27 protein-coding genes, 4 tRNA genes and 2 pseudogenes are annotated in these 26,615 nt (G+C 65.8%); 20 read left to right on the top strand and 13 right to left on the bottom strand.

Annotation, left to right across the window (positions count from 1 at the left end; translation table 11 throughout):
* Positions 1-189 precede the first annotated feature (189 nt).
* Positions 190-1,464, top strand: coding sequence for an ISL3 family transposase (locus H7J89_RS02800; protein WP_264036296.1), 1,275 nt, complete (start codon positions 190-192; stop codon positions 1,462-1,464).
* Between the two features lie 158 nt (positions 1,465-1,622).
* Positions 1,623-2,031 (top strand): annotated as a pseudogene (locus H7J89_RS02795) (alpha/beta fold hydrolase); the annotation flags it as partial.
* Between the two features lie 115 nt (positions 2,032-2,146).
* Here the strand turns inward: H7J89_RS02795 and H7J89_RS02790 are convergent.
* Positions 2,147-2,569 carry a DUF6188 family protein gene (locus H7J89_RS02790; RefSeq protein ID WP_264036261.1) on the bottom strand — a complete coding sequence of 141 codons (423 nt, stop codon included), beginning with the start codon at positions 2,567-2,569 and terminating at the stop codon, positions 2,147-2,149.
* Between the two features lie 45 nt (positions 2,570-2,614).
* Positions 2,615-3,247, bottom strand: coding sequence for a TetR/AcrR family transcriptional regulator (locus tag H7J89_RS02785; RefSeq protein WP_264036259.1), 633 nt, complete (start codon positions 3,245-3,247; stop codon positions 2,615-2,617).
* 387 nt (positions 3,248-3,634) lie between these two features.
* Here H7J89_RS02785 and H7J89_RS02780 point away from each other — a divergent pair, with 387 nt between their 5' ends.
* Positions 3,635-4,234, top strand: a complete 600-nt coding sequence (locus H7J89_RS02780; protein ID WP_020188697.1) for a TetR family transcriptional regulator — start codon at positions 3,635-3,637, stop codon at positions 4,232-4,234.
* Between the two features lie 115 nt (positions 4,235-4,349).
* Positions 4,350-4,673, top strand: a pseudogene (locus H7J89_RS02775) (tyrosine-type recombinase/integrase); the annotation flags it as partial.
* A gap of 32 nt (positions 4,674-4,705) precedes the next feature.
* On the opposite strand, the gene H7J89_RS02770 reads toward H7J89_RS02775, so the two are convergent.
* The 3 genes from H7J89_RS02770 to H7J89_RS02760 all read right to left on the bottom strand — a co-directional run bounded on the left by H7J89_RS02770 (position 4,706) and on the right by H7J89_RS02760 (position 4,987).
* Positions 4,706-4,782: transfer RNA gene (locus H7J89_RS02770), tRNA-Phe, on the bottom strand.
* Between the two features lie 29 nt (positions 4,783-4,811).
* Positions 4,812-4,885 (bottom strand) — tRNA-Asp (locus H7J89_RS02765).
* A gap of 29 nt (positions 4,886-4,914) precedes the next feature.
* Positions 4,915-4,987, bottom strand: a tRNA-Glu gene (locus tag H7J89_RS02760).
* Positions 4,988-5,111: 124 nt separating this feature from the next.
* Here H7J89_RS02760 and H7J89_RS02755 point away from each other — a divergent pair.
* Positions 5,112-5,184, top strand: a tRNA-Lys gene (locus H7J89_RS02755).
* A 31-nt stretch (positions 5,185-5,215) separates the two neighbouring features.
* Here the strand turns inward: H7J89_RS02755 and H7J89_RS02750 are convergent.
* A complete protein-coding gene (locus H7J89_RS02750; protein WP_264036256.1) occupies positions 5,216-6,115 on the bottom strand; it encodes a class I SAM-dependent methyltransferase in 900 nt (299 codons plus the stop codon).
* Between the two features lie 91 nt (positions 6,116-6,206).
* On the opposite strand from H7J89_RS02750, the gene H7J89_RS02745 reads away from it, so the two are divergent.
* Genes H7J89_RS02745 through H7J89_RS02735 form a run of 3 tightly spaced genes read left to right on the top strand, consistent with a single transcriptional unit; the run spans position 6,207 to position 7,404 of the window.
* Entirely contained in the window at positions 6,207-6,707 is a 501-nt protein-coding gene (locus tag H7J89_RS02745) for a nucleoside deaminase (RefSeq protein WP_264036254.1), read from the top strand.
* Positions 6,708-6,753: 46 nt separating this feature from the next.
* Positions 6,754-7,161 (top strand): ArsR/SmtB family transcription factor, encoded by a 408-nt coding sequence (locus H7J89_RS02740; RefSeq protein ID WP_264036252.1) that lies wholly within the window; start codon positions 6,754-6,756, stop codon positions 7,159-7,161.
* 42 nt (positions 7,162-7,203) lie between these two features.
* The gene (locus H7J89_RS02735) at positions 7,204-7,404 is read left to right on the top strand and encodes a zinc transporter Slc39a7 (protein ID WP_264036250.1); all 201 of its coding nucleotides are present in this window, start codon (positions 7,204-7,206) and stop codon (positions 7,402-7,404) included.
* A 6-nt stretch (positions 7,405-7,410) separates the two neighbouring features.
* On the opposite strand, the gene H7J89_RS02730 is transcribed toward H7J89_RS02735, so the two are convergent.
* Positions 7,411-8,421, bottom strand: coding sequence for an oxygenase MpaB family protein (locus H7J89_RS02730; protein WP_264036295.1), 1,011 nt, complete (start codon positions 8,419-8,421; stop codon positions 7,411-7,413).
* 94 nt (positions 8,422-8,515) lie between these two features.
* On the opposite strand from H7J89_RS02730, the gene H7J89_RS02725 reads away from it, so the two are divergent.
* From H7J89_RS02725 to phoU, 5 genes are all read left to right on the top strand, one after another.
* Positions 8,516-9,121, top strand: coding sequence for a TetR/AcrR family transcriptional regulator (locus tag H7J89_RS02725; protein WP_264036248.1), 606 nt, complete (start codon positions 8,516-8,518; stop codon positions 9,119-9,121).
* Between the two features lie 185 nt (positions 9,122-9,306).
* Positions 9,307-10,329, top strand: coding sequence for an acyl-ACP desaturase (locus tag H7J89_RS02720; protein ID WP_264036246.1), 1,023 nt, complete (start codon positions 9,307-9,309; stop codon positions 10,327-10,329).
* A gap of 7 nt (positions 10,330-10,336) precedes the next feature.
* A complete protein-coding gene (gene dusB / locus H7J89_RS02715) occupies positions 10,337-11,470 on the top strand; it encodes a tRNA dihydrouridine synthase DusB (RefSeq protein WP_264036244.1) in 1,134 nt (377 codons plus the stop codon).
* A 222-nt stretch (positions 11,471-11,692) separates the two neighbouring features.
* Positions 11,693-13,720 (top strand): LCP family protein, encoded by a 2,028-nt coding sequence (locus tag H7J89_RS02710; RefSeq protein ID WP_264036241.1) that lies wholly within the window; start codon positions 11,693-11,695, stop codon positions 13,718-13,720.
* A 58-nt stretch (positions 13,721-13,778) separates the two neighbouring features.
* Positions 13,779-14,447, top strand: a complete 669-nt coding sequence (gene phoU, locus H7J89_RS02705) for a phosphate signaling complex protein PhoU (protein WP_066957929.1) — start codon at positions 13,779-13,781, stop codon at positions 14,445-14,447.
* A gap of 17 nt (positions 14,448-14,464) precedes the next feature.
* Here the strand turns inward: phoU and pstB are convergent, their stop codons facing one another.
* The 6 genes from pstB to H7J89_RS02675 form a co-directional block, all read right to left on the bottom strand.
* The gene (gene pstB, locus H7J89_RS02700; RefSeq protein ID WP_067202987.1) at positions 14,465-15,241 is read right to left on the bottom strand and encodes a phosphate ABC transporter ATP-binding protein PstB; all 777 of its coding nucleotides are present in this window, start codon (positions 15,239-15,241) and stop codon (positions 14,465-14,467) included.
* A gap of 13 nt (positions 15,242-15,254) precedes the next feature.
* Entirely contained in the window at positions 15,255-16,169 is a 915-nt protein-coding gene (gene pstA, locus H7J89_RS02695; protein WP_264036235.1) for a phosphate ABC transporter permease PstA, read from the bottom strand.
* Complete coding sequence (gene pstC, locus H7J89_RS02690) at positions 16,166-17,200, bottom strand: phosphate ABC transporter permease subunit PstC (RefSeq protein ID WP_372513700.1); 1,035 nt, start codon at positions 17,198-17,200, stop codon at positions 16,166-16,168. The genes pstA and pstC overlap by 4 nt, the downstream gene beginning before the upstream one ends.
* 48 nt (positions 17,201-17,248) lie before the next feature.
* Positions 17,249-18,379, bottom strand: a complete 1,131-nt coding sequence (gene pstS / locus H7J89_RS02685; protein ID WP_372513699.1) for a phosphate ABC transporter substrate-binding protein PstS — start codon at positions 18,377-18,379, stop codon at positions 17,249-17,251.
* A 127-nt stretch (positions 18,380-18,506) separates the two neighbouring features.
* Positions 18,507-19,484, bottom strand: coding sequence for a mycothiol synthase (mshD, locus tag H7J89_RS02680; protein ID WP_264036233.1), 978 nt, complete (start codon positions 19,482-19,484; stop codon positions 18,507-18,509).
* Positions 19,481-20,257 (bottom strand): winged helix-turn-helix transcriptional regulator, encoded by a 777-nt coding sequence (locus tag H7J89_RS02675; RefSeq protein WP_264036231.1) that lies wholly within the window; start codon positions 20,255-20,257, stop codon positions 19,481-19,483. The genes mshD and H7J89_RS02675 overlap by 4 nt, the downstream gene beginning before the upstream one ends.
* A 183-nt stretch (positions 20,258-20,440) precedes the next feature.
* On the opposite strand from H7J89_RS02675, the gene lmeA reads away from it, so the two are divergent.
* The 7 genes from lmeA to H7J89_RS02645 all read left to right on the top strand — a co-directional run bounded on the left by lmeA (position 20,441) and on the right by H7J89_RS02645 (position 26,474).
* Positions 20,441-21,247 carry a mannan chain length control protein LmeA gene (lmeA, locus tag H7J89_RS02670; RefSeq protein ID WP_264036229.1) on the top strand — a complete coding sequence of 269 codons (807 nt, stop codon included), beginning with the start codon at positions 20,441-20,443 and terminating at the stop codon, positions 21,245-21,247.
* Positions 21,248-21,330: 83 nt separating this feature from the next.
* Entirely contained in the window at positions 21,331-21,420 is a 90-nt protein-coding gene (locus tag H7J89_RS25855) for an Ms5788A family Cys-rich leader peptide (RefSeq protein WP_369816355.1), read from the top strand.
* Positions 21,421-21,526: 106 nt separating this feature from the next.
* On the top strand, positions 21,527-21,994 hold the full coding sequence (locus H7J89_RS02665; protein ID WP_264036227.1) for a DUF4395 domain-containing protein: 468 nt from the start codon (positions 21,527-21,529) through the stop codon (positions 21,992-21,994).
* Between the two features lie 35 nt (positions 21,995-22,029).
* Positions 22,030-22,863 carry a sulfurtransferase gene (locus H7J89_RS02660; protein WP_264036225.1) on the top strand — a complete coding sequence of 278 codons (834 nt, stop codon included), beginning with the start codon at positions 22,030-22,032 and terminating at the stop codon, positions 22,861-22,863.
* A gap of 1 nt (position 22,864) precedes the next feature.
* Positions 22,865-23,167 carry a DUF1416 domain-containing protein gene (locus H7J89_RS02655; RefSeq protein ID WP_055403506.1) on the top strand — a complete coding sequence of 101 codons (303 nt, stop codon included), beginning with the start codon at positions 22,865-22,867 and terminating at the stop codon, positions 23,165-23,167.
* Between the two features lie 145 nt (positions 23,168-23,312).
* Entirely contained in the window at positions 23,313-23,969 is a 657-nt protein-coding gene (locus H7J89_RS02650) for a heme-binding beta-barrel domain-containing protein (protein WP_264036219.1), read from the top strand.
* Positions 23,970-24,098: 129 nt separating this feature from the next.
* Positions 24,099-26,474: a hypothetical protein gene (locus tag H7J89_RS02645; RefSeq protein WP_264036218.1), complete on the top strand. Its 2,376-nt coding sequence runs from the start codon at positions 24,099-24,101 to the stop codon at positions 26,472-26,474.
* The last annotated feature ends 141 nt before the right edge of the window (positions 26,475-26,615 follow it).

Raw genomic sequence — 26,615 nt, 5'->3', positions numbered from 1 at the left:
CGGCTCTTCGTGAACGAGAGTGCAGCGGTGGCCGGCGGATATCCGCGTGAAAGTGTCGTGTCGGTGAGCTGAGGCGGGGCCTCGGTGGGTGACGATGCGGGTTCCTACACCGTGCTTCACCAACACCACCGAGGTGACCCGTTGTCTGAGGCTACTGCCTGCCCGCCCTCTGTTGTTGCCGACACGATCATGCGCACGATCGAGTTGGGCGTGACGATCACCGACGCTGCCGTTGACGAGAAACAGACGACGATTTTCTGCATGCCGGTGACCCGGGATCCACGCTGCCCCGGTTGTGGGCGCGAGGGCCGTTATCGCGACACCGTCATCCGCCCGCTAACGGATCTGCCGGTGGCCGGCTACCCGCTGGTGCTGCGGGTCGCCGTACCGCGCTACCGCTGTACCACAGCGGAGTGTGGTCGTGCGGTGTTCAATCAGGATCTCGGAAAGCTGGCCGCCCCGCGGTCGTCGACGACGCGGCGGTGTGCCCAGTATGTGTTGCGGCGGTTGATGATCGACCGCACCACGGTCTCGGCGATCGCCGCTGAGCTGGGCCTGTCCTGGCATACCGTGAGCTCCATCGCGATGCGGACGGTCACCGAGCTGATCGCTACCGCCGGCCCCGACCGACTGACCGGCGTGCGCGTCATTGGCGTTGACGAACATCGCTGGGCGCCCCGCCGCCTTGGCGCGGCCGGCTTCGTCACGCTGATCATCGACCTGACCCCGACTCACGACCGGACTGGCCCGGCACGGCTGCTTGACTTGGTCGAAGGACGGTCTGCCACCGCGCTGGCGTCGTGGTTGGCTGCCCAACCCACCGATTTCGCTCAGGCCGTACAAGTCATTGCGATGGATGGGTTCGCCGGCTATAAGACCGCCGCCACCGAGGTCATCCCAGATGCAGTCACCGTGATGGACCCCTTCCACGTCGTCGCGCTGGCTGGCACCAAGTTCGACCTGACTCGCCAGCGCATCCAGCAGCAGACCCTGGGGCGGCGCGGCCATACCGGAGATCCGCTCTACGGGATCCGCCGCATCGCCCGCACTCGCTTGCAGCTGCTCTCCACTCGCCAGTACGCACGGCTGAACAGCGTTTTCGATGCCGAGGAACACCTCGCCGTCAAGGTGGCCTGGCTGATCTACCAGAAGATCATCGCCGCCTACGCCGACCCGAACCGCCGTCGCGGCAAGAAGGCGATGACCAGGCTGATCGAGTCGATCCGGCGCGGAGTGCCCGCCGGATTGGAGGAGATCGCCCAGCTCGGCCGCACGCTATGGCGCCGTCGCGCCGACATCTTGGCCTTCTTTGACCACCACGCCTCCAACGGGCCGACCGAGGCCATCAACGGCCGACTGGAAGCCTTGCGCCGCAACGCCCTCGGATTCAGAAACCTCACCAACTACCGCTGGCGCTCACTACTGCACAGCGGCGCACTCCACCAACTCATCAATGCACTCTGATTTGCGAAGAGCCNCGACTGGAAGCCTTGCGCCGCAACGCCCTCGGATTCAGAAACCTCACCAACTACCGCTGGCGCTCACTACTGCACAGCGGCGCACTCCACCAACTCATCAATGCACTCTGATTTGCGAAGAGCCACAAAACCCTGGGGTAGTTCAATTGGGACCCGAGCGGACAATACGAGGCCGAACGGTTCGTATCCGATCTGATCTCGCGACGAGGACACGTCAGCCCCGACAGTCCTCTGGCGTCGTCGGTGCATCGTTGGGCGGGCTGATCATCCTCGCTACCCACCCGCTGGCCTCACCCGACCTCTGGGCAGCCGTTGTCCTGGTCGACATCACCCCGCGAATGGAATTTGATGAATCACGGCCCCAACGCTGCTAGTACGCGGCGCACTTTCAGACGTAGTCTCCCAGGACACCGTCAACGAATTCCTCCTGCTCGTCCCGCACGCCGAAACGACGGACGTCACCGGCACCGGTCACATGGTTGCCGGCGACAACCACGATGCGTTCACCGCCGCGGTCACCGACTTCCTCGACCGCACAATGGGGATGACATGAGGATCCAATCAATGGGCACGGCCCGCCCTGCTATTGATCTCGTTGAATTCGACGAATCCGGCTGCCATTACGACTAAGCGCTCCAGATTGTTCCCTACGCCCCGCATGTAGTGATTTACGTAGTATCTGAGTCGTCGTCTTCTGCAGAAAGGTCGTGCCGAACCGCTCGGACTCGGCCCCGAGGCAGACACGCCATGTAGCCATGGCCTTTGCCATAGAGTTCCCACGCGGTCGCTGCTGCATCTGGGGGGACATCGATGCGGTGTCCGCGGGAGAACCCGAGATGGAGCGACCCGTCATCGTCGAACCAGGCTCGCGTGCATACCGCTCCGGCCAGGTCCAACAACGTCCGCTCTTCCGGCGAAAGGTGGGCGGGGTCGATCAACACCTCTTCCTCGGGCCAGACTCCTACTGCAGGAAGCGTCAGTCGCATCGGACGGGAGATTACGAGCTCGCTGTAGTCGTCGAGGTCGAGTACCAAGCCACCTTGCAGTGAGACTCGCTGAACAGTGCACTGCTCGATCCATTGTGCAGGCATAGCCGCTCCCTTCGACACGTCAGCGGAGCCACACTTATAAGACTTCTAGTATCGCAGCGATACTGCCGGTATTGCTAGAGATCGTTGGCACCCGCCCCCATCAAGAACAAATCGCATAGCTCCGTCGATGCACTCGCGTGTCTGCTCCGCTGTTGCCCGGCCGCCGATGAAGGCCATCAAGTTGGCCAGCCAGATATCAGCGATGAGCCCTGCGATCTGTCGCTCGTGGATTCCTTGCGTACCGCCACTCAGTGCCCGCGCCAGCATGCTTTCGATCAGATCGGCGGCATGTTGGACCGCCAGAGCTTCATCGGTGCCAGCAGTAACGAATGCGCGAACCACGGCCTCGGTGAGCTTCACATTTTGCTGCCATTCGTCGTGAAGCCGCCGAGTCAAGGATTCCACTCGCCGAATCGGGGACGCCGCACACGTGCTCCAGTCGCGTTCTTCATCCAGGCGCACGAACTCGCGGGCGAGCAGCGTCACCAGCAGGTGGGTCTTCGACGTGAAATGGTCATACACCGACCCGACCGTGACGCCGGCTTGCTTGGCGACCGATTTGAAGTGGACCGCCTTGAAGCCGCCAAACGTTGCGACCGCCCGGGTGGCGTCGAGGACTGCTGCGCTGCTCGCGGTGTGTGCCCCTGAACGAGACATCGCGGCCTCAACCTCAGCCAACAAGACACAGACCTCTACTGGGGGATGGAGGACCTAGCAACCTGAGGCTTGCGGAGCGCCATTTCTCAGCGGAATGTCGACAACCCGGACAGCACCAAGAACGGCAGGCACGAGCGCACTGTTTGGCGACCGATCTAGCCAGCGCCGAATTCGCGCCATGCCGAGCCGGTGTGAAACCTGAGCCCGATTGGCGGGCGCCTGTGGCCGCGGCTACTCGCGAATATTCGTGAGGCGACCGCCATTCCCGCGCAATCCGCGTCGCCTGCCTCGGTCCCCGACATCGCGACACCAGCAAAACAACCCCTAGTACTGTTGGTTTCGCTACGCTACTGTTCGTACCATAGCGCAGAAGGAAGCCTGGAATGTCGGATTGACGAAGGCGATGTCATGCCCTCCGCAAACACTGGCTCGTTAAGGGACCGACGCCGCGCCGAATTGCTCTCGCAGATCCAGGGAACCGCACATCAACTTTTTGCCGAACGTGGATTTGCTGCGGTGACCACCGAGGACATCGCTGCCGCTTCCGGGATATCCATCAGCACGTACTTCCGCTACGCGCCTACGAAGGAAGATCTGCTGATCGCCCCCTTGCGGCAAACGGTCGCTGAAATCGTTGCCGCCTATGGCGCTCAGCCATCGGACCAATCAGCAGCCGACGCGCTGATCGCGTTGTTCGCCGAAACCGCGTGGGACAAAACCAATCCGAAGCCGCACTACTGGCAACAAGCCATACTGACCGCCCCCCACCTACTGAGCAAATCGGCACTGATCAGCGATAACGATGGCCGCAAGTTCATCGAACTCGTCGCTGCACGGATGGGCGTCGATGCAGGGTTGGACATTCGTCCCTCGCTGCTTGTCCACACGGCCTTGGCCACCGCACAATTCATACTTCGACGCTGGCTGAGTGAAGACACTAAAACGAGCCCACCGCTCCACGTTGAGTTGGAACGGGCCTTGAGGGTTACGTTGGCTGGATTCGACTGAGTGCAGACCGCTGTGGAAGTCCGGGCCGTACAGTTGGCCAACTGCCCGCAATCTGGTCCGTCATAACCTTTAACCTGAAACGACATTTACTCCATCATGGGCGCGGGAGTGCGGATCTTCATCGAATGCATGCTTCCTGAGATCAAACAACTGGCGTAGACACACCCACTGGAACAAAGCCCTCAAGAAAACCGGCCTGGCGCCGCTGACGATCCACGACCTCCGCCACACCTACGCCAGCCTCGCCCGGAAATCCGGGGCCGACCTCCGCTACGTCCAGAAGACCATGGGGCACTCGACGCCGACCGTCACCGCCAACATCTACAGCGACCTCTACTCAGACGAACTCGACCACGTCGCTACGAATCTCGACCGGCTCAATGACGTCGCCAAAGACCGGGCGAACGGACAGGAACCGGACACACCGAAACATCCATAGAGTGCTGTCATCGCGTCCGTGCAGCTTAAGACTGGTGGCCAGGGGCGGGATCGAACCGCCGACCTTCCGCTTTTCAGGCGGACGCTCGTACCGACTGAGCTACCTGGCCGGAAGGCATGAAGTGCCTCGCCGAATCGGCGACCCTGACGGGACTCGAACCCGCGACCTCCGCCGTGACAGGGCGGCGCGCTAACCAACTGCGCCACAGGGCCTTGCTGCTGCTTCGCGTCACCGCGTCGCGTACCCCCAACGGGATTCGAACCCGTGCTACCGCCGTGAAAGGGCGGCGTCCTAGGCCACTAGACGATGGGGGCCAGAACCGAATCACTCCGGGGTACTCGCAACGAGGTTTCGTTAGGAGCCACGTCAGCTTAGGTCACCGCGGGCCCAATCCTCAAACGAGCCGCGTTTGGGCTCCAAGTATCCTGAATCTCCGCAGCCCCTATAGCTCAGTTGGTAGAGCTACGGACTTTTAATCCGCAGGTCCTAGGTTCGAGTCCTAGTGGGGGCACCGAAGCGTATTGGCCTCGGCAGATGGGCGCTCAGCGCCCGAGCACCGCGCTGCTGTAGGTCACGTCGGCGAAGGCTTGGGCGACCTCGTCGTCGGCGTAGACAAAGCCGTTGGCCGCGTGCAGTTCCGCGACAGTCTGCGACGTAGTCCGCCAGCCGCGCTGGCCCAGGTGGTCGACGATGTGGCTGCGCTCGCCGTGATAGACGAGGTCGTTGAAATCGACCTCGAACCCGTGCTCGCTCATCCGGTCGTGGTGTGCGCGCCAGCGCGGGTCGGCGAAAATCGCGGTGTCGGGCACGAAGTCGAAAGCCAGGCGGCTCCCCGGGGCGCTCAACGCGGTGATGTTGTCGAACAGGGCGTCCTGGGCCGCCTCCGGCAGGTATACCAATAGGCCTTCGGCGCTCCACGCCGACGGCGCCTGCGGATCGAATCCGGCATCGCGCAACGCCGTGGCCCAGTCGTCACGCAGATCGACGGCCACGGGGCGCCGCTCGGCGGTCGGCTCGGCGCCCAGATCGTCGAGGGTCAGAGTCTTGAACTCGATGACCTCCGGCATGTCGACCTCGTAGACGACGGTGCCCGCGGGCCACGGCAGCCGGTAGGCGCGCGCGTCCAGCCCCGACGCGAGGATCACCGCCTGGCCGATTCCGCTCCGCGTTGCGTCCAGGAAAAAGTCGTCGTAAAACCTTGTCCGGCAAGCCATCCCTCGGGCCATCCGGTGCGGATCGAACTCGGAAGCCCCGCCGGCCGGGATCTCGCCGTTCACCAACCGGACGTAGACATCGATCCCGACGGCGCGCACGAGCGGCGCCGCATAGGGGTCGTCGATCAGCTTCGCGTCGGAGGACAGGGCCCGCTGGGCGGCGACCATCGTCGCCGTCGCGCCCACGCTCGTCGCCAGATCCCAACGATCACGATCGGTGCGCGCCATGGTGCTCCCTCATCCCGACCAAATTAAATAGACAATCTAGTCAGTATCACAGGGCCCGACCTTCAAAGCCCGCGGGACTACCCTCCGGCCTATGACCGACTTCGCCCAGCGGACGATCGACCTGGCCCGGCGCAACGTCGCGGAGGGCGGTCGCCCGTTTGCGACCGTGATCGTCAAAAACGCCGAAGTCCTCGCCGAGAGCGCCAACAAAGTGGCACAGACGAACGACCCGACCGCCCACGCGGAAATCCTGGCCATCCGGGAGGCGTGCATGAAGCTGGGCACCGAGCACCTCGTCGACTGCACGATCTACGTGATGGCGCATCCGTGTCCGATGTGCCTCGGCTCGCTGTACTACTGCTCGCCCAAGGAAGTCGTCTTCCTCATTACCCGCGAGGCCTACGAGCGGTATTACCTCGACGACCGCAAGTACTTCGAGGTGTCCACCTTCTATGACGAATTCGCCAAGCGTTGGGACCGGCGGCGCCTGCCCATGCGCTACCAGCCACAGGAAGGCGCGGTGGACGTCTACCGGCTCTGGCACGAGCGCAACGGCGGTCAGCGCCGCTCCACCGTCGTCCCGTCACCCTAGGAAGGCAGCCGTTGGCAGCGCCGCCGAACTTGAATATTATTTGCGTATGCATGCAGATAGTAGTGAAGGCCGACTGCCGGACGATCAGGCGAGTCTGGTGGTCGAGGTCTTCCGGATGCTGGCCGACGCCACCCGCGTGCAGGCGCTCTGGGCGCTGACCGACCGCGAGATGTCGGTCAACGAACTCGCCGAGCACGTGGGCAAGCCGGCGCCGTCGGTTTCCCAGCACCTGGCGAAGCTGCGGATGGCGCGCTTGGTCCGCACCCGCCGGGAGGGAACGACAATCTTCTACAGCCTCGAGAACGATCACGTCCGTCAGCTCGTCATGGACGCCGTCTTCAACGCCGAGCACGCGGGCCCCGGCGTGCCCGGTCATCACCGCACGGACGGCGGGCTGAAGGCCGTCGCCGAATCGGCGCCCCCACCGGGCCGGCGGGACAGCGGCACCAAGTGAATAAGAAACCGGCACAACGCATTTGACCCAAGGAGTCGCACCATGACCGAGCAACACACCCATGACGCGCCGCACGCCCACGAACACGAGCACGGCGACGTCACTCACGCGCACGCGCACACCTCGCATGAGCACGAGCACGTCCAGCACGAGCACTCCCACGGCCACGCCGACGGCACCGAGCACAGCCATCAGCACGTGCACCAGGCGGGCCTGGAGGACGTTCACGGTCACCCGCACTAGAGGGCACTAAACCCGAGGGCAGTAGTGCTTTGGATCGCCGCGCAACTCCTGCGGCGGCAGATTGCGTGCCGGTGTCTGCGGCAGCGGCGCGTCGGCGGGGATGCGCCCGGATGCGCGGTCGAGGCCGGCGCGGGCCCGCGGGTGCTTGCGGTACCTGGGCGGCACAACCGCGAAGACCAGCCGCACCAGGTTGCCGAAGCGCCGGTGCAACCACTCGTCGCGGTCGGTCCACTGAAAGCCCAACCGTTCGCGAACGGCTGGGTGATACAAGCCGACTGTGAGCCAGACGAAGAACGGCCGCGACAGCTTGGTCAGGCCGCCCCACAGCCAATCCGGGAGCCACGGAGCGATCGGCAGCTTGTCATATATGGTCAGATCGAGCACGGCCCGCGTCGCGTAATTGTCCTCTAACACGTTGCGGCACATGTGGTCCCAGTAGACCTGAAACTCTTCCCAGGTCTTTGGCACCGGACGCATACTCATGCCGTACATCCGGTACCACTGGATGTGTTCGTCGAAGAGTTGGCGCTTTTCTGCCTCGGTCAGACCACCGCCGAACCGTTCGGCCACCAGGATTGTGCCCATGAAGAACGTGCTGTGCGCCCAATAAAAGACGTCGGGATTGAGTGCGTGGTACCGCCGCCCTTGGTCATCCACGCCCTTGATGTCGGTGTGGTAGTCGCGGACCTCGGCGCCCGTCGTCGGAGCCCGGTCGCCATCGAAGACCACCCCGCCGATCGGGTACAGCGACCGCATCACCCGCGGCAACGGTTCGGTGAAGAACGTCGAGTGTTGCTCCACAGCGGCGCCCAACTGCGGGTGCATGTTCTGCATGGATCCCGCGAACGGGCCCTGCAGCATCCCGCGCCAGTCCCCGAAGTACCGCCAGGTCAGCGATTCGGGACCGAGCGGGACCGGTGGCGCGTCGTAGCCGAGGGGCGACACCGGGCAGCCGCCGGCTACACCGGAAGATGCATCCGCGGTGGACGAAGCGCCGGGCACGACGTCGCTGTTCAGCGGGCGGGGTCCGGACGTATGTTGAGGCACTGGGTTCCTGTAGGTATCTGTAAAACTGACTACATGCGTTGTCAGTTTCAAGCTTAGGAGCGATGTGCAGTCCGGTCAACGACGGGGCCGGTGGACCGGCGTTCCCCTGGGGGATCGCCTTGCCCGCCGCCGCGACGACCTCATCGCCGCCGGCGTGCAATTGCTCGGCAGCGACAGTCGACCGGCGTTGACCGTGCGTGCCGTGTGCCGCAAGGCCGCGCTGACCGAACGCTACTTCTACGAAAGCTTCTCGGATCGAGACGAATTCGTGCGCGCGGTCTACGACGACGTGTGTACGCGCGCAATGAAGACGCTCACCTCGGCGAACACCCCGCGGGAGGCCGTCGAAAAGTTCGTCGAGCTGATGGTCGACGACCCGGTCCGCGGGCGCGTGTTGTTGCTGGCACCGGCGGTCGAGCCGATATTGACACGCTCGGGGGCGGAGTGGATGCCCAACTTCATCGAACTGCTGCAGCGCAAGTTGTCGCGGATCGGCGATCCCGTGCTGCAGAAGATGATCGCCACCAGCCTGGTCGGCGGCCTGTCCAGCCTGTTCACCGCATACCTGAACGGACAGCTCGGCGCGACGCGCAAACAATTCATCGACTACTGCGTCGACATCCTGTACATCACGGCGGCCCCGTACGTGCCCGCGCCGGACCTGGGGTAAGTGCGACCAACTGTTTATCGGCGGTGGCGCGGCGGCAACTCAATAAAACGTGAACTTGACGGCCGCGAGAAGCGCAAAATAAGGCATCTAACCGTTACAACGGCGCGCGGCCAGGCAGCTTGATGCTACTGATGTGCACAGATATATTGACTGCTACCCGTCGACACAGATAACTGGAGGGCCCCATGTCAGCCGAGCTGACACACCTACAGCTGCTGCACGAGCTCGAACCGTTCGTCGAGACCTACCTCAACCGGCACGAGAGCATGCATAAGGACTGGAACCCGCACGACTACATCCCGTGGTCGGACGGCAAGAACTTCTACGCGCTCGGGGGTCAGGACTGGGAACCCGGGCAGAGCAAGCTGTCCGACCTCGCCCAGGTGGCGATGGTGCAGAACCTGATGACGGAAGACAACCTCCCCTCGTACCACCGCGAGATCGCGATGAACTTCGGCCTGGACGGCCCCTGGGGCCAGTGGGTCAACCGCTGGACCGCCGAAGAGAACCGACACGGGATCGCGCTGCGCGATTACCTGGTGGTGACCCGCGCGGTCGACCCGATCGAGCTGGAGAAGCTGCGCATCGAGGTGGTGAACCGGGGCTTCAGCCCGGGCCAGAACCAGCAGATTCGAGCCGACCTGTTTGCCGAGAGCCTGTTCGACTCGGTCATCTACGTGACGTTCCAGGAGCTGGCCACCCGGATCTCCCACCGCAACACCGGCAAGGCGTGCAACGAGACGATCGCCGACCAGCTGCTGGCCAAGATCTCGGCCGACGAAAACCTGCACATGATCTTCTACCGCGATGTCAGCGACGCCGGGTTCACCGCGGCGCCCAACCAGGCGATGAAGTCGCTGCACAAGGTCCTGCGCAACTTCCAGATGCCGGGCTACCAGGTACCCGAGTTCCGCCGGAAGGCTGTCCTCATCGCCGTGGGCGGCGTGTACGACCCGCGCATCCACCTCGACGACGTGGTCATGCCGGTGCTGAAGAAATGGCGCATCTTCGAGCGTGAGGACTTCACCGGAGAGGCGGCCGCCATGCGCGACGACCTTGCGCTGCTGATCAAGGAGCTTGAGCAAACCTGCGAGAAGTTCGAGATCTCGAAGCAGCGTCAGCTCGACCGGGAAGCTCGCACCGGCAAGAGGACCACCGCGTTAGAGCTGCACCAGACCGCGGGCACGCTGACCATGAGCCGGCGGTAACCACGCGGTGCGCATCGGGCCCATCGCACTTGCCAGCCCGGTGGTGCTGGCACCGATGGCGGGCGTAACCAACGTCGCCTTTCGGACCCTGTGTCGTGAACTCGAGCAGTCGAAGGTCGGCACGGTAAGCGGCCTCTACGTCTGCGAGATGGTGACGGCGCGCGCGCTCGTCGAGCGGCATCCGGTCACCATGCACATGACCACCTTCGCGCCGGACGAGTCGCCACGCTCGTTGCAGCTCTACACCGTCGATCCGGCGACCACGTACGCCGCGGCCAAGATGATCGCCGACGAGGGCCTGGCCGACCACATCGACATGAACTTCGGCTGCCCGGTGCCAAAGGTCACCAAACGCGGCGGCGGGGCCGCCCTGCCGTACAAGCGGCGGCTCTTCGGGCAGATCATCGCGGCGGCCGTGCGCGCAACCGAAGGCACCGACATCCCGGTGACCGTCAAATTCCGCGTCGGCATCGACGACGAACACCACACGCACCTCGATGCCGGCCGCATCGCCGAAATGGAGGGTGCCGCCGCCGTCGCGCTGCACGCCCGCACGGCGGCGCAACGCTACTCGGGCACCGCCGATTGGGAGCAGATCGCCCTGCTCAAGCAACACGTGCGGACGATTCCAGTGCTGGGCAACGGCGACATCTATGACGCCAGCGACGCCCTGACGATGATGGCCAGCACCGGATGCGACGGCGTCGTGATCGGCCGCGGTTGCCTGGGCCGGCCCTGGCTTTTCGCCGAACTGTCGGCCGCGTTCACCGACAGCCCAGCCCCGGTGCCGCCCACGTTGGGCGAGGTTGCCGACATCGTCCGCCGGCACGGGCAGCTGCTGGCCGCGCACTTCGGCGAGGACAAGGGGATGCGCGACATCCGCAAGCACATCGGCTGGTACCTGCACGGCTTCCCGGCCGGCTCGGAGCTGCGCCGAGCCCTGGCGATGGTCAAGACGCTCGACGAACTCGATTCGCTGCTAAGCCAATTGGACCGCACCGTGCCCTTCCCGGACGCGGCCAGCGGCCCCCGGGGCCGGCAGGGCTCACCCGCCCGGGTGGCGCTGCCCGAAGGCTGGCTCACCGACCCGGACGACTGCGCCGTGCCGGCCGGCGCCGACGTGATGCACTCCGGAGGCTGATCGACCGCGCGAAATCGCGTCCGGACAGATAACTCAGTACGATGTGGACCTTGCTGCATTGCGCGTTGCTGCGGCGGATCGGTAACGCGCCGCCGCCCGAGCGCGACAAAGGAGTGCGCCCCACGGGTGGCACGGGCCGCAGCGCAGATACGCCAAGCGGTGGGCCGCTATTGCGCACGGATACGCTGACATCCGCATCAGAGCTTCGGAGGCCGGTAAGACATGAGTGACGCCGAGGACGACGCCACTCGCGACGCCCGACGCGCTGCGCTTGGCGCCGCCCCCTGGGAGCGGTTCTCGGAGCCACCGGCCCACTACAGTCGCCATCTCTGGCAGGCCGAGACCGCAGTCGAGCCCATCCAGTCCCGAGCCGCCGACGACGAAGAATCCGGATCCCATACGGCGGGCGGAGTGAGCGTCGCCGACCTGATCGCGAAACTCGGTGCCCCTCCGATCGCCCGGTCCACTCACCGCCGCGCCGAGCCGGACGTCGAACCCCTCGAGGCCGAATCGGCCCTGCCGGTGGAGCTGCAGAAGACGCAGGTGATCGAGGACCTGGCCTATTCGCTCGACGCGGTCTCGGAGCTCCCCGACCTCGACGCCGCCGACCATCCGAGCGGCCAGGGGTCCGTATCCGACGAAGCTCCCGACGCTCAGCGGCGGACACCCCGGCGCCGCCGCCGGCCGATGCTGCTGGCCGCGCGCTCGGTGGCGGCGGTGCTCGCGGCGCTCACCCTGGCCATGACCGGCGGGGCGTGGCAGTGGAGTACGTCGAAGAATGCCCGGCTCAACACCATCAACGCCCTCGACCAGGACTCCAGCGACATCCGCGACCGCAACGGCCAATACGGGGACGAAGACTTCTTGATCGTCGGCCTTGACTCGCGCGCCGGCGACAACGCCAACATGGGCGCGGGTAACACCGATGACGCGGACGGCGCCCGGTCGGACACCGTGATGCTGGTCAACATTCCGGCCAACCGCAAACGCGTGGTGGCGGTGTCGTTCCCGCGCGACCTGGCGATCACCCCGATGCAATGCGAGGCGTGGAACCCGCAGACGGGTAAGTACGGGCCCCTCTACGACGCGAAGACCAAATCCTGGGGCCCGAAGATGGTCTACACCGAAACCAAACTGAACTCGGCATTCGCCTTCGGCGGCCCGAAGTGTCTGGTCAAAGAGATCCAGAAGCTGTCCGGTTTGAGCATCAACCGCTTCATCGCCGTCGACTTTGCGGGGTTCGCCAAAATGGTGGACGCACTGGGGGGTGTGGAGGTGTGCTCGAAAACCGCGCTGCATGACTACGAGCTGGGCACGGTGCTCGACCACGGCGGCCGACAAGTCCTGGACGGCTCGACCGCCCTGAATTACGTGCGAGCCCGCCAGGTCACCACCGAAACCAACGGGGACTACGGCCGCATCAAACGCCAGCAGCTGTTCCTGTCCTCGCTGCTGCGCTCGCTGATCTCCGAGGACACGTTGCTCGACCTGAACAAGCTCAACAATGTCGTCAACATGTTCATCAGCGACACCGTCGTCGACAACGTGCAGTCGAGGGACTTGATCCAGCTCGGTCAGTCGTTGCAGGGCATGGCGGCCGGGCACGTCACGTTCGTCACCGTGCCGACCGGCGTCACCGACCAGAACGGCGACGAGCCGCCGCGCATGGCCGACATGCGGGCGCTGTTCGACGCCATCATCAACGACGATCCGCTGCCCGAGGAAAACGACCAGAACGCAAAGAATCTCGGAACTTCCGACGACAAGTCCGGGCAGACCAAGACACCCGCCACCAAGAAGGCGCCGCCCCCTACCGCGGCCCCCGAGGCCCGGCACGAGCAGGTCACCACGACCACACCGGGCGATGTCACGGTGCGCGTCTCCAACGCGACGACGCAGAGCGGCCTGGCGGCCACCGCGACCAGCCAACTCAAGCGGGACGGCTTCAACGTGATGACGCCGGACGACTACCCGAGCTCGGTGAACACGACGACGGTGTTGTTCTCGCCGGGCAACGAGCAGGCGGCGGCGACCGTGGCGTCTTCCTTCGCCAATGCGAAGGTGCAGCGAGTGTCCGGCTACGGGCAGGTCGTTCAGGTGGTGCTCGGACCCGACTTCAAGTCGGTCGCCACTCCCCAACCGAGCGGATCGTCGATCAGCTTGCAGATCGAACGCGGCTCGGGCAGCGCCCCGGCCAAACTGCCCGAGGACCTGACCGTCACCAACGCCGCCGACACCACCTGCGAGTAAGCGCCTTTGGCGGCGCTCCGCCGCTCCTTTTCTCTGCCGAGAACGTAGGCTTGGCGATATGCGAACCGCCTACCACGAGCAGCTCTCGGAGTTATCCGAGCGGCTCGGCGAGATGTGCGGGCTGGCGGGCATCGCCATGGAGCGGGCAACCCAGGCCCTGCTGCAGGCCGATCTGGTGCTGGCCGAACAGGTGATCTCGGACCACGAGAAGATCGCCACCCTGAGCGCCCGCGCCGAGGAAAGCGCCTTCGTGCTGCTGGCATTGCAGGCGCCGGTCGCCGGTGATCTGCGGTCCATCGTGAGCGCTATTCAAATGGTGGCTGACATCGACCGGATGGGCGCGCTGGCCCTGCACGTCGCGAAGATTGCCCGACGCCGGCATCCCCAGCACGCGCTGCCCGAAGAGGTCAATGGCTACTTCGCCGAAATGGGCAGGGTCGCAGTCGAATTGGGGAACAGCGCGCAAGAAGTGGTGATGTCACGCGATCCGGAGAAAGCCGCCCGGATCCGCGAAGAGGACGACGCCATGGACGATCTGCACCGCCATCTGTTCTCGGTGCTGATGGACCGTGAATGGAAGTACGGTGTGGCGGCCGCCGTCGACGTGACGCTCCTGGGCCGGTTCTACGAGCGCTTCGCCGACCACGCGGTGGAAGTGGCCCGGCGCGTCATCTTCCAGGCGACCGGCAAGCTGCCCGAGGAAGAAACGAAACCCACCTCGCAGTAAGCCAGAACAGGGCCGGGCTAGCCGAAGCGCCCGGAGATGTAATCCTCTGTCGCCTTCTGGCTCGGGTTGGAGAAAATCTTTTCGGTGTCGTCGACCTCGATCAACCGCCCCGGCTTTCCGACGGCTTCCAGGTTGAAGAACGCGGTGTAGTCGCTGACTCGCGCCGCCTGCTGCATGTTGTGGGTGACGATGACGATCGTGTAGTCCTGCTTCAGCTCGCTGATCAACTCCTCGATGGCCATCGTCGAGATCGGGTCCAGCGCGGAGCACGGCTCGTCCATGAGCAGCACGTCGGGCTGCACGGCGATCGCCCGCGCGATGCACAAGCGCTGCTGCTGGCCGCCGGACAATCCGCCGCCCGGCCTGTCCAGCCGGTCCTTGACCTCATCCCACAAGTTCGCACCGCGCAGCGAGTATTCGGCGGTCTCGTCGAGTACCTTGCGATTGCGCACGCCCTGCAGCTTCAAACCCGCGACCACGTTGTCGCGAATCGACATGGCGGGGAACGGGTTCGGCCGCTGGAACACCATTCCGATCGCCCGGCGCACGCCGACCGGGTCGACCCCGGCGCCGTAGATGTCCTCGTCGTCGAGGAGCACGCTGCCCTCGACCCGGCCGCCGGGGACCACCTCGTGCATCCGGTTGAGCGTGCGCAGCACCGTCGTCTTGCCGCACCCGGACGGGCCGATGAACGCGGTCACACTGCGGGGCAGGATCGACAGCGTCACATCCCCTACCGCGTGAAACGCACCGTAGTAGATGTTGACCGCTTTGAGGTCCAACCGCTTTGCCACTTAGTGCTCCTGCCTATGACTTTTTGGCGCCAAGAAACTTCGCTATCACTCGGGCCCCGATGTTGATGGTGGCGATCACCAGGATGAGGGTTAGGGCGGCACCCCACAACCGATCCGTGGGGACCGGGTTCACGCCGGCACCGGCGCTGGTCTGGTTGTACATCATGCCGGGTAGCGTCCCCATGAATCCACTGAAGATGTCGAAGCTCATAGATTGCGAGTAACCGACGAGAATCAGCAATGGGGCCGTCTCGCCCATCACCCTGGCCACCGCCAGCATGATGCCCGTGATGATGCCGGAGACCCCGGTGGGAAGCACGACCCTGACGATCGTCTTCCATTTCGGGATGCCCAGCGCGTAACTGGCCTCGCGAAGATCCACCGGGACGATCCGCAGCATCTCCTCGGTGGCTCGCACGATCACCGGCAGCATCAACAGGACCAGCGCAAGGGACACCGCGAACTCGGAGCGAGGAAGTCCCAACGTCGCCACGAACAGCGCGTAAATGAACAACGCCGCCACGATCGAGGGCACTCCGCTCAGGACGTCCACCATGAACGTGGCCAGCCTGCCCAGCGGGGTGCCGCCACCATATTCGGCCAGATAGATGGCGAGCATGAGGCCGATCGGGATGGAGATCAGCGCGCACACCACTCCTTGCAACACGGTGCCGACGATCGCGTGATAAGCGCCGCCGCCGGCCACGAACGCCGTCATGCCCGCTTGCGAATGCGTCCACCAAACGGTCGAAGCGATCGCCTTGCAGCCCTTGGCGATCACCGAGTAGAGCACCAACAGCAGGGGCGTCACCGCAATCACCATCGACAGCGAAACCAGCACCATCGCAACATGATCCGCGACCCGGCGGCGCCGGCTCGGCCGAGCGAACGTACGCGGCTTCAGCGGGCGGTCCAACATCGAGGTCATCGCCCGGCGCCCCATCTGGTTTTGGCGGCCGCGCCGCGCGCCAGGGCGTCGACCAGGAAGGTGAGCACGAAGAGCGCCAGCCCCGCGGCGATGTACGCGCCGGCCTTGTATTGGTCATTGAACTGCGCCACGGTGCCCGCGATCTTGGTCGCGACGGTGGAGCCGCCGTCGAACAGCGACCAGCCGAACGCCGCCTGGGTTCCGCGCAAGATGATCAGCAACGCGACCGTCTCACCCATCGCGCGGCCCAGTCCCAACACCGCTGCGCTGATGTATCCCGACCGCCCGAACGGCAGCACGATCGTCTTCACCACCTCCCAACGGGTAGCGCCGAGGGCCAGCGCGGCCTCGACCTGATCCTGTGGTGTCTGGACGAACACCTCGCGGGTGACGGCGGTGATGATCGGCAGGATCATCACCGCCAGGACGATGCCGCCGGTGAAGATGGTGCCGCCGCCCGCCACCGACGCGTTGCCGTCGGCGAACAGAAAGCACCAGCCCAGGTCGTGGTTCAGCCAGGTCGCCAGGGGTCGCAGCTGCGGCGCTAGCACATGCAGGCCCCACACGCCGTAAATGATGGACGGAACCCCCGCCAGCAGATCGACGGCGTAGGCCAGGGAGGCGGCGGCGCGCCGCGGCGAATACTGCGTGACGAAGATGGCGACGCCCAGCGCGACGGGCATGGCCAGGATCAACGCGAACGCCGACACGAACATGGTGACCTTCAGCAGGTCGGAGATGCCGAAGTGCATGGCCGAGGTGTCGGTGGTGATCCAGTTGCCGCCGTAGCTGAAGAAGTTCTCCCGATCCCGCCTCAGGGCCGGAATGGCCCGCAGCAGCAGGAATCCGCCGATTGCCCCGATGACGACGACGATCAGCAAGCCTGAGCCCTTGGCGAGCCAACGGAACGCGCGATCCCCGACGTGGGGGCGCCCATCGCCCCACGGGTTGATCGGTATCACCGGCGCCTCCGGAAAGGGCGCGGCGACGGTCGCGCCCGAGCCGGCGTCGATCGGGTTTGGCGTGGTCACTGTGATCCCAGCACAGTTCACTCGCTCCTTAAGCGCGGGGCCACTTGGTCACTGCAGAGCGTTGATCGCGGCAACCAGTCGCTCTTTGACCTTATCGGGCAGCGGGATATAGCCGGCCGAGGGAAGCTCGGTCTGCCCGCTGCCCGCGGCGACCGTGAGGAACGACTTGATCGCGCCGGAGGTGTCCGGGTCGGAGCCCTTCGAGCACACGATCTCGTACGTCGCCAGGACCAGCGGGTAGACACTCGGTTCCTGGGAGCGGTACATCGCGTTGAGGTCCAGCACCAGGTCGTTGCCGTCGGCCACGAAGTTGGCCGCCTTCACCGCATTCCCGGCCGTCTCGTTGGTGAGCGGGACCGCGACGCCCTTGTTGGTGGCGATCTGGGCGTACGGCATACCGCCCTGGTCGGCGAAGCCCTTCTCGACGTATCCGATTGCGCCCGGCGTCGCCCGCACGGCCTGGACGACGCCGGCCGACTTCATGGCGCCCTCACCCGCCCCGCCCTGAAATTCGGTGCCCACGCCTTTGGTCCAGCTCTGCGGCGCGGCGGCCGTCAGATATTTCTGCATGTTGTCGGTCGTTCCCGACGAGTCCGTCCGGTAGATCGGTGCGATCTTGGTGTCGGGCAGCACGACACCGGGATTGAGGGCCGCCAGGATGGGGTCATTCCAGGCGGTGATCCGTCCGCTGAAGATCTTGGCCAACGCGTCACTGCTCACCACCAATGCCGGCACTCCGGCCAGGTTGTAGACCAACGCGATCGGCCCGAACACCAGCGGCAAGTCCCACGCCGGGTTTCCCTCGCATCGTGCGGCGGCCGGACCGATCTGGTCGGCGCCCAGCGGCGAGTCGGCGCCCGCGAAGTCGACATGGCCGGCGATGAACTGCTCGCGGCCGGCGCCCGAACCGGTCGGGTTGTACGACACGCTCTTGCCCGGGCAGTACTGGCCCCAGACCTGGTTGAACAACGCCATCGCGTTTTGTTGGGCCGTCGAGCCTTCCGCCGTCAGCTTGTTCTTGCCGCCGCATCCCGCCGTGCCCGTGGGCCCGGAGACGGCTGCCGCGGACGCATCGCGGCGGTTCTGGTCGCTGCCACAGCCGGTCAATGCGCCGATACCCACTGCCACCGCCACCGCCAGCACCGCCAGCGCCCTGCCACCACCCCTGTCGAGCCTCACCGATCCAGCTTCCTGCCCCCTACGGGCCCGCGCGTGCCCCGCCGGCCATCTCCCAACAGGTTGCCAGGTCGTCGCGAAAATATGCCCCGTCGCATCCCGGGCACCCGGCTTCGCGCGGGCGCGTCTGTCAGTCGGAGGCGACGGCGTAGGCGGTGTCCACGCTGTAGGTGGTGAAGCCCAAGCGCTGGTAGGTGCGCACCGCGGCGACGTTGTCCGACTCCACGTAGAGCAGCACGGTCGGCTCGGCCGCCCCGGCCAGCCGCCGCGCCAAGGACTCGATGCCGATCGCCGTCAGCATCCGCCCCAGACCCCGCCCTTGCGCCGAAGGGTCGACGCCCACGACGTAGACCTCCCCCAGGCCGGGTTGATCGGGATGCACCTTGGTCCAATGGAAGCCCAGCAGCTTGCCCGGCTGATCGGTTTCGGACACGCCGAAAGCGAGGAACAAGCCGTCGGGGTCGAACCACGGTTCGTTGCGCCGCTCGGCCAGCTGCACTTCGGTCCAGCCGCCCTGTTCGGGATGGTCGGCAAAGGCGGCGTTGTTGACGCGCAGCAGCTCAGCGTCGTCGGCGGTTCCCGCGTAGGTGCGGACCCGTACGTCGGGCACGGGGCGGACCAAGTCGTGGGTGTCACGCAGCGTGCGGCGCATCTGCAGCAGTTCGCGTACCGGGACCAGGCCCAGCGCGTCGGCGGTGGCCCGGGCCGGCTCGAGTGTGCCGTGCGCCCAGAACCGGTTCCGTCCGCCGGTCTCGGCAAGGGCCGCACGCACCAGCGCCGTCCCGAAGCCGTGCCGGCGGACCCGCGGATGCACGACGAGTTCCGCCATCGCGGCTTCTGCGTCGTGCGAGAGATTGAGGTAACCCACGGTCTCGTCGGTCTCGGTGATGAGCAGATGCCCGGTGCGATCGTGCGAGAGATTGAGGTAACCCACGGTCTCGTCGGTCTCGGTGATGAGCAGATGCCCGGTGCGATCGTGCGCGAGCTCGCGCAGCACCTGTTCACCGACGGGTGCCACCCCATCGAATTCCGTTGTCGCCGTGATTAGTTCGCGCACTTGCCGCTGCTCGTCAGCGGTCAGCGCCGAGCGCCACTCGGGCGCGGTCACTGACTGCGCAACGGGTCGCCCAGGGGTTCTTGCATTTCCTCGGAGTCGGACTCGACGTCGTCGGCGGGTTCTTCGTCAGTGGTGTCGGCGATCGGGGCGCGGCCGCGTGCAGGCCGGACGGCTTTGTAGCCGACGTTGCGGACGGTGCCGATCAATGCCTCGTATTCGGGGCCGAGTTTGGCGCGCAGCCGACGCACGTGCACATCCACGGTGCGGGTGCCGCCGAAGAAGTCGTATCCCCAGACTTCATGCAGGAGCTGCGCGCGGGTGAAGACGCGCCCGGCATGCTGGGCGAGGTACTTGAGCAACTCGAACTCTTTGTAGGTGAGATCGAGCGGACGTCCCCGCAGTCTCGCGGTGTAGGTGCCCTCGTCGATCACCAGCTCACCCAGGCTCACCTTGCCGGCGCTTTCCTGATCCGCCAGCCCGCCGCGGCGCCCGACCACCAGCCGCAGCCTGGCGTCGATCTCGGCCGGCCCGGTGCTCGGCAGCAGGATCTCGTCCAGCCCCCAGTCGGCGCTGACCGCCACCAGACCACCTTCGCTCACGACAGCCAAGACGGGGACCGACCGGCCCGCGGTGCTCAACAGCCGGCAAAGGCCACGGGCCGACGACAAATCTGTGCGCGCGTCCACCAGCACGGCGTCCGCAGTCCCGGCCTCGAGCAACGAGGACGGTTCCGCGGGTGCCGTCCGGACGGTGTGGGGAAGCAGCGACAACGACGGCAGGACCGGGTCGGGATGCAGCTCCGAGGTAAGCAGTAATAGCTCCAACTAGCCCCTCCAGCTCGGGGGAACGGCATCTTCCACAATTCGCAACGCAACAACGCGTTAGTTGCCAGGCCACCTAACGATAACTTGCCACCTGCCATTTTTGCGTGGTGACGATGCAGTGTGAGCCCCGCCACCCGGGTGGTCCGCGACACGGCGCGCTAGGGGCTACGCGACAATAAGCGGGTGCGCAAGGTCCTGATCGGGGTGGCGGCCGCGGCGATCGCCGTGGCCGCGGTCGTGCTCGGTGCGGTTGTCGTCGACTACGGAAGCAGCATCTACGCCGAATACCGGCTGTCCTGCAGCGTGCGCAAGGCGGCCAATCTGAGGTCCGACCCGTTCGTGGCCATCGTGGCGTTTCCCTTCATCCCGCAGGCGATGCGCCACCACTACAACCAGGTGGAGATCAAAGCCAACGCCGTCGACCATGCAACGGTGGGCAAGGCCACCCTCGAGGCCACGATGTACGCGGTCGATCTGACCCACGCGTCCTGGCTGATCGAGCCCGTTGCGAAGCTGCCGGTGGGCAAACTGGAGAGCCGCATCATCATCGGCTCGACCCACCTGGGCCGTTATATGGGCATCAGCGACCTGATGGTCGAGGCGCCGGCGAAGGAGACCAACACCGCCACCGGCGGCGTCACCGCGTCGGGCATCTCCGACAGCCACGGTCTGGTGTTCAGCGGCACCCCGCACTCGGCCAACTTCGAGCACCGGGTGAGCGTCTCGGTGGACCTCTCCATCGCCCCGGACGACCAGTCGACGCTGGTGATCACGCCGACCGGCGTCCTGACCGGGGCGGACACCGCGGATCAAGCCGTTCCGGATGACAAGCGGGATGCGGTGCTGCGCGCCTTCACCACGAGGGTGCCCAACCAGCGGCTCCCGTTCGGGGTGGCACCGAAGACCGAGGGCGCGCGCGGCTCAGACGTAATCATCGAGGGCATCAGTTATGGCGTGACCGTCGATCTGGACGGCTTCAAGCAGTCGTGACTCCGCCATCGCCGACGACTTGCGGTCGCGGGGCAACCGCCGCTGGATTTGATCGCTGAACGTCATTCGGTAAGCTTGCCGACGTGCTAGCCCGCATTGAGCCCCTGCTCACCCAACGCCGCGCAGTCGATCTGTGCCGCACCGCGGGCTGTTGCTGTCGCTGTAGCTGCTGAGTCGCCGCGCACTTTCGCGTCGCACTCGGAGCAGCCCCGGAACGTTACCGTGGCCCGTCTCCCGTCGTTCGTTCCCTCAGCAACAGGCGTATCCAGGAGTAGTACCGTGCCGATCAGCAACACCACCCAGCCAGACATCGTCGACGTGCGCGGTCCGCGGTTTGCCGCCTGGGTCACCACCGCAGTCCTGGTGATCACGCTCGCCGTGTCCGCCGCCAGTCCCCTGGCGGCGGCGGTCATTCTGGGAGTGCAGGCCATTGTGTTCGCCGTCGGCGCCGCGGCCGGCCCGCGCAAGCATCCCTATGGGCGGATATTCGCCCTGGTCGTTGCACCCCGGCTCGGCCCCGTCACCGAGCGGGAACCGGTCGCACCGCTGAAGTTCGCCCAACTTGTCGGCCTTATCTTCGCGCTCGTGGGTGCCGTCGCATTCGCCGCGGGCGCCTTCTTGGTCGGCGTCATCGCCACCGCCGGGGCGCTCGTCGCCGCATTCCTGAATGCCGCCTTCGGCATCTGCCTGGGTTGCCAGCTCTACCCACTGGTTGCGCGTTTCCGAGGAGCCGCGCGCACCACATGACCTGTTCATAGAAAGCGATCGAAAGGATCCCCCGCATGGCACGCTCCGACGTCCTGGTCTCCGCGGACTGGGCCGAGAGCAATCTCGACGCAGCCGGCGTCGTCTTCGTCGAAGTCGACGAGGACACCAGCGCATACGACACCGGCCACATCCCCGGCGCGATCAGACTGGACTGGCGTTCCGACTTGCAAGACCCGGTGAAGCGGGACTTCGTCGACGCGCAGCAATTCTCGAAACTGCTCAGCGAACGCGGCATCTCCAACGACGACACCGTGATCCTCTACGGCGGCAACAACAACTGGTTCGCCGCCTACGCCTACTGGTACTTCAAGCTGTACGGCCATGACAAGGTCAAACTGCTCGACGGCGGCCGCAAGAAGTGGGAACTCGATGGGCGCGCACTGTCCCGCGACACGGTCACCCGGCAGGCAACCTCTTACACCGCCGCCGCGCCGGACAACAGCATCCGGGCGTTCCGCGACGAGGTCATCGCTGCCATCAACGCCAAGAACCTGGTCGACGTCCGTTCACCCGACGAGTTCTCCGGCAAGATCCTGGCGCCGGCGCATCTGCCGCAGGAGCAGAGCCAGCGGCCCGGCCATATTCCCGGAGCGATCAACGTGCCGTGGAGCAAGGCCGCCAACGAGGACGGGACCTTCAAATCCGACGAGGACCTGGCCAAGCTCTACGCCGACGCCGCACTGGACGGCACCAGGGAAACGATCGCGTACTGCCGCATCGGAGAGCGTTCGTCGCACACCTGGTTCGTGCTCCGGGAATTACTCGGCCACAAAAACGTCAAGAACTACGACGGAAGTTGGACGGAATACGGCTCCCTGGTGGGTGCCCCGATTGAGTTGGGAAGCTGATATGTGCTCTGCCCCGAAGCAAGGAGTGACGTTGCCCGCCAGCGTCGACTTGGAGAAGGAAACGGTGATCACCGGCCGGGTCGTGGACAGCGACGGCCAGGCGGTGGGTGGCGCGTTCGTCCGCTTGCTCGACTCGTCGGACGAGTTCACCGCCGAGGTCGTCGCGTCGGCCACGGGCGACTTCCGGTTCTTCGCGGCGCCGGGGTCCTGGACGCTGCGGGCGTTGTCGGCCGCCGGCAACGGGAACGCCGTGGTGAGCCCGTCGGGCGCGGGCATCCACGAGGTGGACGTCAAGATCGCCTGAGACCCCGGCTGCCCTGACCGGGATCTCCCGCGGCGAATAGACTTGTCCCCGTGGTGCTCTTCTTCGAGATCATGCTGGTCGTCGCCGTTGTGGTGATCTCATGGTTCGCGCTGTACACGCTGTACCGGCTCATCACCGACGAATCGTGACCTCTGACGAACTGGGTTCTTCTGCGAGCTCCGGCGATCGCGCGGTGGCCGCCGCCGCTGAGCGCGCCAAGCTGACCGCCGGCCGCAACATTCCCGCCTTCGACGACCTGCCGCTTCCCGCCGACACCGCCAACCTGCGCGAAGGCGCCAACCTGAATGACGCACTGCTGGCGCTGCTGCCGCTCGTCGGTGTGTGGCGCGGAGAAGGCGAAGGCCGCGGACACGACGGGGATTACCGATTCGGCCAGCAGATCGTGGTCTCGCACGACGGCGGCGACTACCTGAACTGGGAATCCCGCTCGTGGCGGCTCGACGAGACAGGCGATTTCCAGGCACACGGCTTGCGCGAAACGGGCTTCTGGCGCTTTGTCAGCGATCCCGACGACCCCACCGAATCTCAGGCCATCGAGTTGCTGTTGGCCCACTCCGCCGGGTACGTCGAACTGTTCTACGGACGGCCCCGTACCCAGTCGTCGTGGGAGCTGGTGACCGATGCGCTGGCCCGCAGCCGATCGGGTGTGCTGGTCGGCGGCGCCAAACGGCTCTACGGGATCGTCGAGGGCGGCGACCTGGCCTACGTCGAGGAACGGGTGGACGCTGACGGCGGACTCGTTCCCCATCTTTCGGCGCGGCTCTCGCGGTACGCCGGATAGCCGCCGACCTGTTGCCCGCCTGGATAACTCGGCGGCGCGCACCGGCCCGCAATCATTGCTTTCGACCTACCTTTTGCGTGTACTGTTCGACGTCCGAACAGCCGATACCGCGCGAAGGGAGATCGGCGGATGCGTCCCACGAGGGCACCCTCGCCCACGTTGCGCTGGGGCCTAACCGCGGTCGGCGTGCTGCTCATCGTGTACCTAGGTGTCCTGGACCTGTGGCCATGGATCATCGACGCGCTGCCGCCGGCCCTCGCCTGGTTCGGCCGACCCGGATCGATGCCCACGCTCGCGATCGTCGTGGCCGTCCTGATCGCGGTGTGCGTACTGACCTTCCGATCCGACAACAGCCACCGAGTGGTCGGCGTCTCGTTCACCGTGATCGCCGTCCTCATCGGTATGAGCGCGATCCTCGGCCTGACCTCGTATTGGGGATGCCACGACGCCAACCATCCCGCCTTCTTCACGCCACTGATGGCGACGGCCAGCCTGGTCAAGGGTGGCACCGGCGACTTCTCGGTGAGCGGGCGAACCTGCCCGAGCCCGACGCCGGTCGGCCTGGAACTGGCCCGCATCGCGGCACTGTCGGCGATCTTCACCGGGTTGGGGGGCGTCGTGGTGGGGGTCTTCCGGGCCCAGGTGGACCGGGTGCGGGCCAACCTCGCTGACTCCGTCACCGCCATCGTCGGCATCGACGCCGACACCCAGTCGATCGTCAGCGGGGTCGCGCGGACGCTGGACCGGCGCAGCACGCTGGTCGTCATCACCGGCGCCAGCGATGACCGGGTGCAGCGGGCACGCAGGCAGGGCGCCCGGGTCGTCCTGGTGGACTTCAACAACCCGTCCACCTTGGTGTCGCTGCGCCTGTGGCGCCACCTGTCCCGCCTCTACCTGATGGCGCCCGATCCCGCGATCAACCTGTTGTGGCTGGAGCAGATCGGCCGCCGGCTCGACGAGGTCGCCCACAAACGGCGGTTGCCGCTGATCGTGCGGATGGATGACCCCTGGCTGGCCCAGGCGTGGCGGGCCCAGCAGTTCGGCGGGTCGGACATTCGGTGGGCGGCCGACGTGGTCGGCAAGTATGAGGTGACCGCGGCCAGGCTACTCGACGGCATCATCGCAACTGGGCGAACGGAGCGGGTATTCGTCTGCGGCACTTCACAATTGACCCTAGCGCTGTGCGCGGATCTGACCCAACGCGCCCTCGAACGCGACTTCTACACGCCGCCGGGCGCGGTGCCGTTGCCCGCGCTCACCCTGGTCGAAAGGGACGCCCCGGAGTACTTGGCGGATCACGAGTTCTACCGGCAGCAGGCCGGATTCATGTCGGACGGGCCGACCATCGATGCCACGGCCGAGGCGCCGACGGTGCCGACCATGCTGAAGCTGATCGGTGACGTCGACCCCGCGACCAGCGCCGTGATCTTCATCGACTCCCATGACGCGACGACCGCGGCGAGGCTGGCGGCCCGCTTCCCCGACATGCCCATCTACGCCTCGGACCTCAACACCAGCATCACTGACGACTCGGTTCAGGTCGTCGGCCGGTTGCAGTCCTACTCGCTGGTGCTGGACACCCAGGAGGGCCAGGTGCAGGACGCCTGGGAGCGAGCGGCGAGGTTGATCCACGAGCGCTATGTCTCGACCATCGACGCGGCCGCGCCACGGTCTCCGGCCGCCATGCCCTGGGCCGAGCTCAACGAGTTCTATCGGGGGTCCAACCGGCGTCAGGTGCGCAACGCGCTGTGGATGGTGGAGCAGATCGCCGGGCACACCTGGAACACGTGGGGCAGCCCGCCCGCCCAGCTGTCCGGCAACGCGATGGCCGGGCTGCCTCCCTTGGAGCAGCTGGCCCTGATGGGCTTCGACCAGTATTCGGCGATGAGCATGGCCCGCGCCGAGCACGAGGATTGGTGCCGCTATTACCGCCGCAACGGCTGGAAATTCGGTTCGCCGCGCGACGACTCGCGCAAGATCCACAACAAGCTGGTCGACTGGTCGGTCGTCGAGAGCGATCCGGAGCTGCTCAATGCCGCGGTGCGCAGCCTGGCGGCCACGTTGTGGAGCCTGCGCCGGCTTGGCTTCCGGTCGCGCCCGCTCTGGCGGTCCTTCACCCGGGTGGGGACGGTGGCCGCCGAACAACGAAACGCCCCATGGACGTGGACGTCGGATTCGGGGCACACCATGAGCGCTGACGCCGGCGACTGGGCGATCCAGGAAGACGGCAGGGTGTGGTCAGTTCGCGACGACATCTTCAGGGATTCCTACGAGCCGGCCGGTGACGGGCGCTGGCAGCGCAAAGGGCGGGTCCAGGCCCGTCCCGCCCACCCGGGCGAGACCGTGAACACCTTGGAAGGGCCGACAACCGCGGCGGACGGCGACTGGGTCGTCCGGGGATCCACCGGTGAGCAGTGGCCGGTTCCCGGTGCCGAATTCGCGCGTCGCTATGCCGAATTCCACCCTCCCGAGGATGCTTCGGCGGTTGGCGGCGCCCAAGGTTAGTTTTAGCCGTCGCACCCCGAATAGCCGTGAATTTGGCCCGTCTGACACCGCCCGACACTGATACGGTATCGGCGCATGCCCAATAGCCGCGTGCACCGATTTTCGCCGTTCGTTTGCTACGCCTCCCCGTAGGAGACCGTG

This window comes from Mycobacterium paraffinicum (assembly GCF_025822865.1).
Classification (GTDB): domain Bacteria; phylum Actinomycetota; class Actinomycetes; order Mycobacteriales; family Mycobacteriaceae; genus Mycobacterium; species Mycobacterium paraffinicum.
This window is presented reverse-complemented; position numbering and strand designations above follow the sequence as displayed.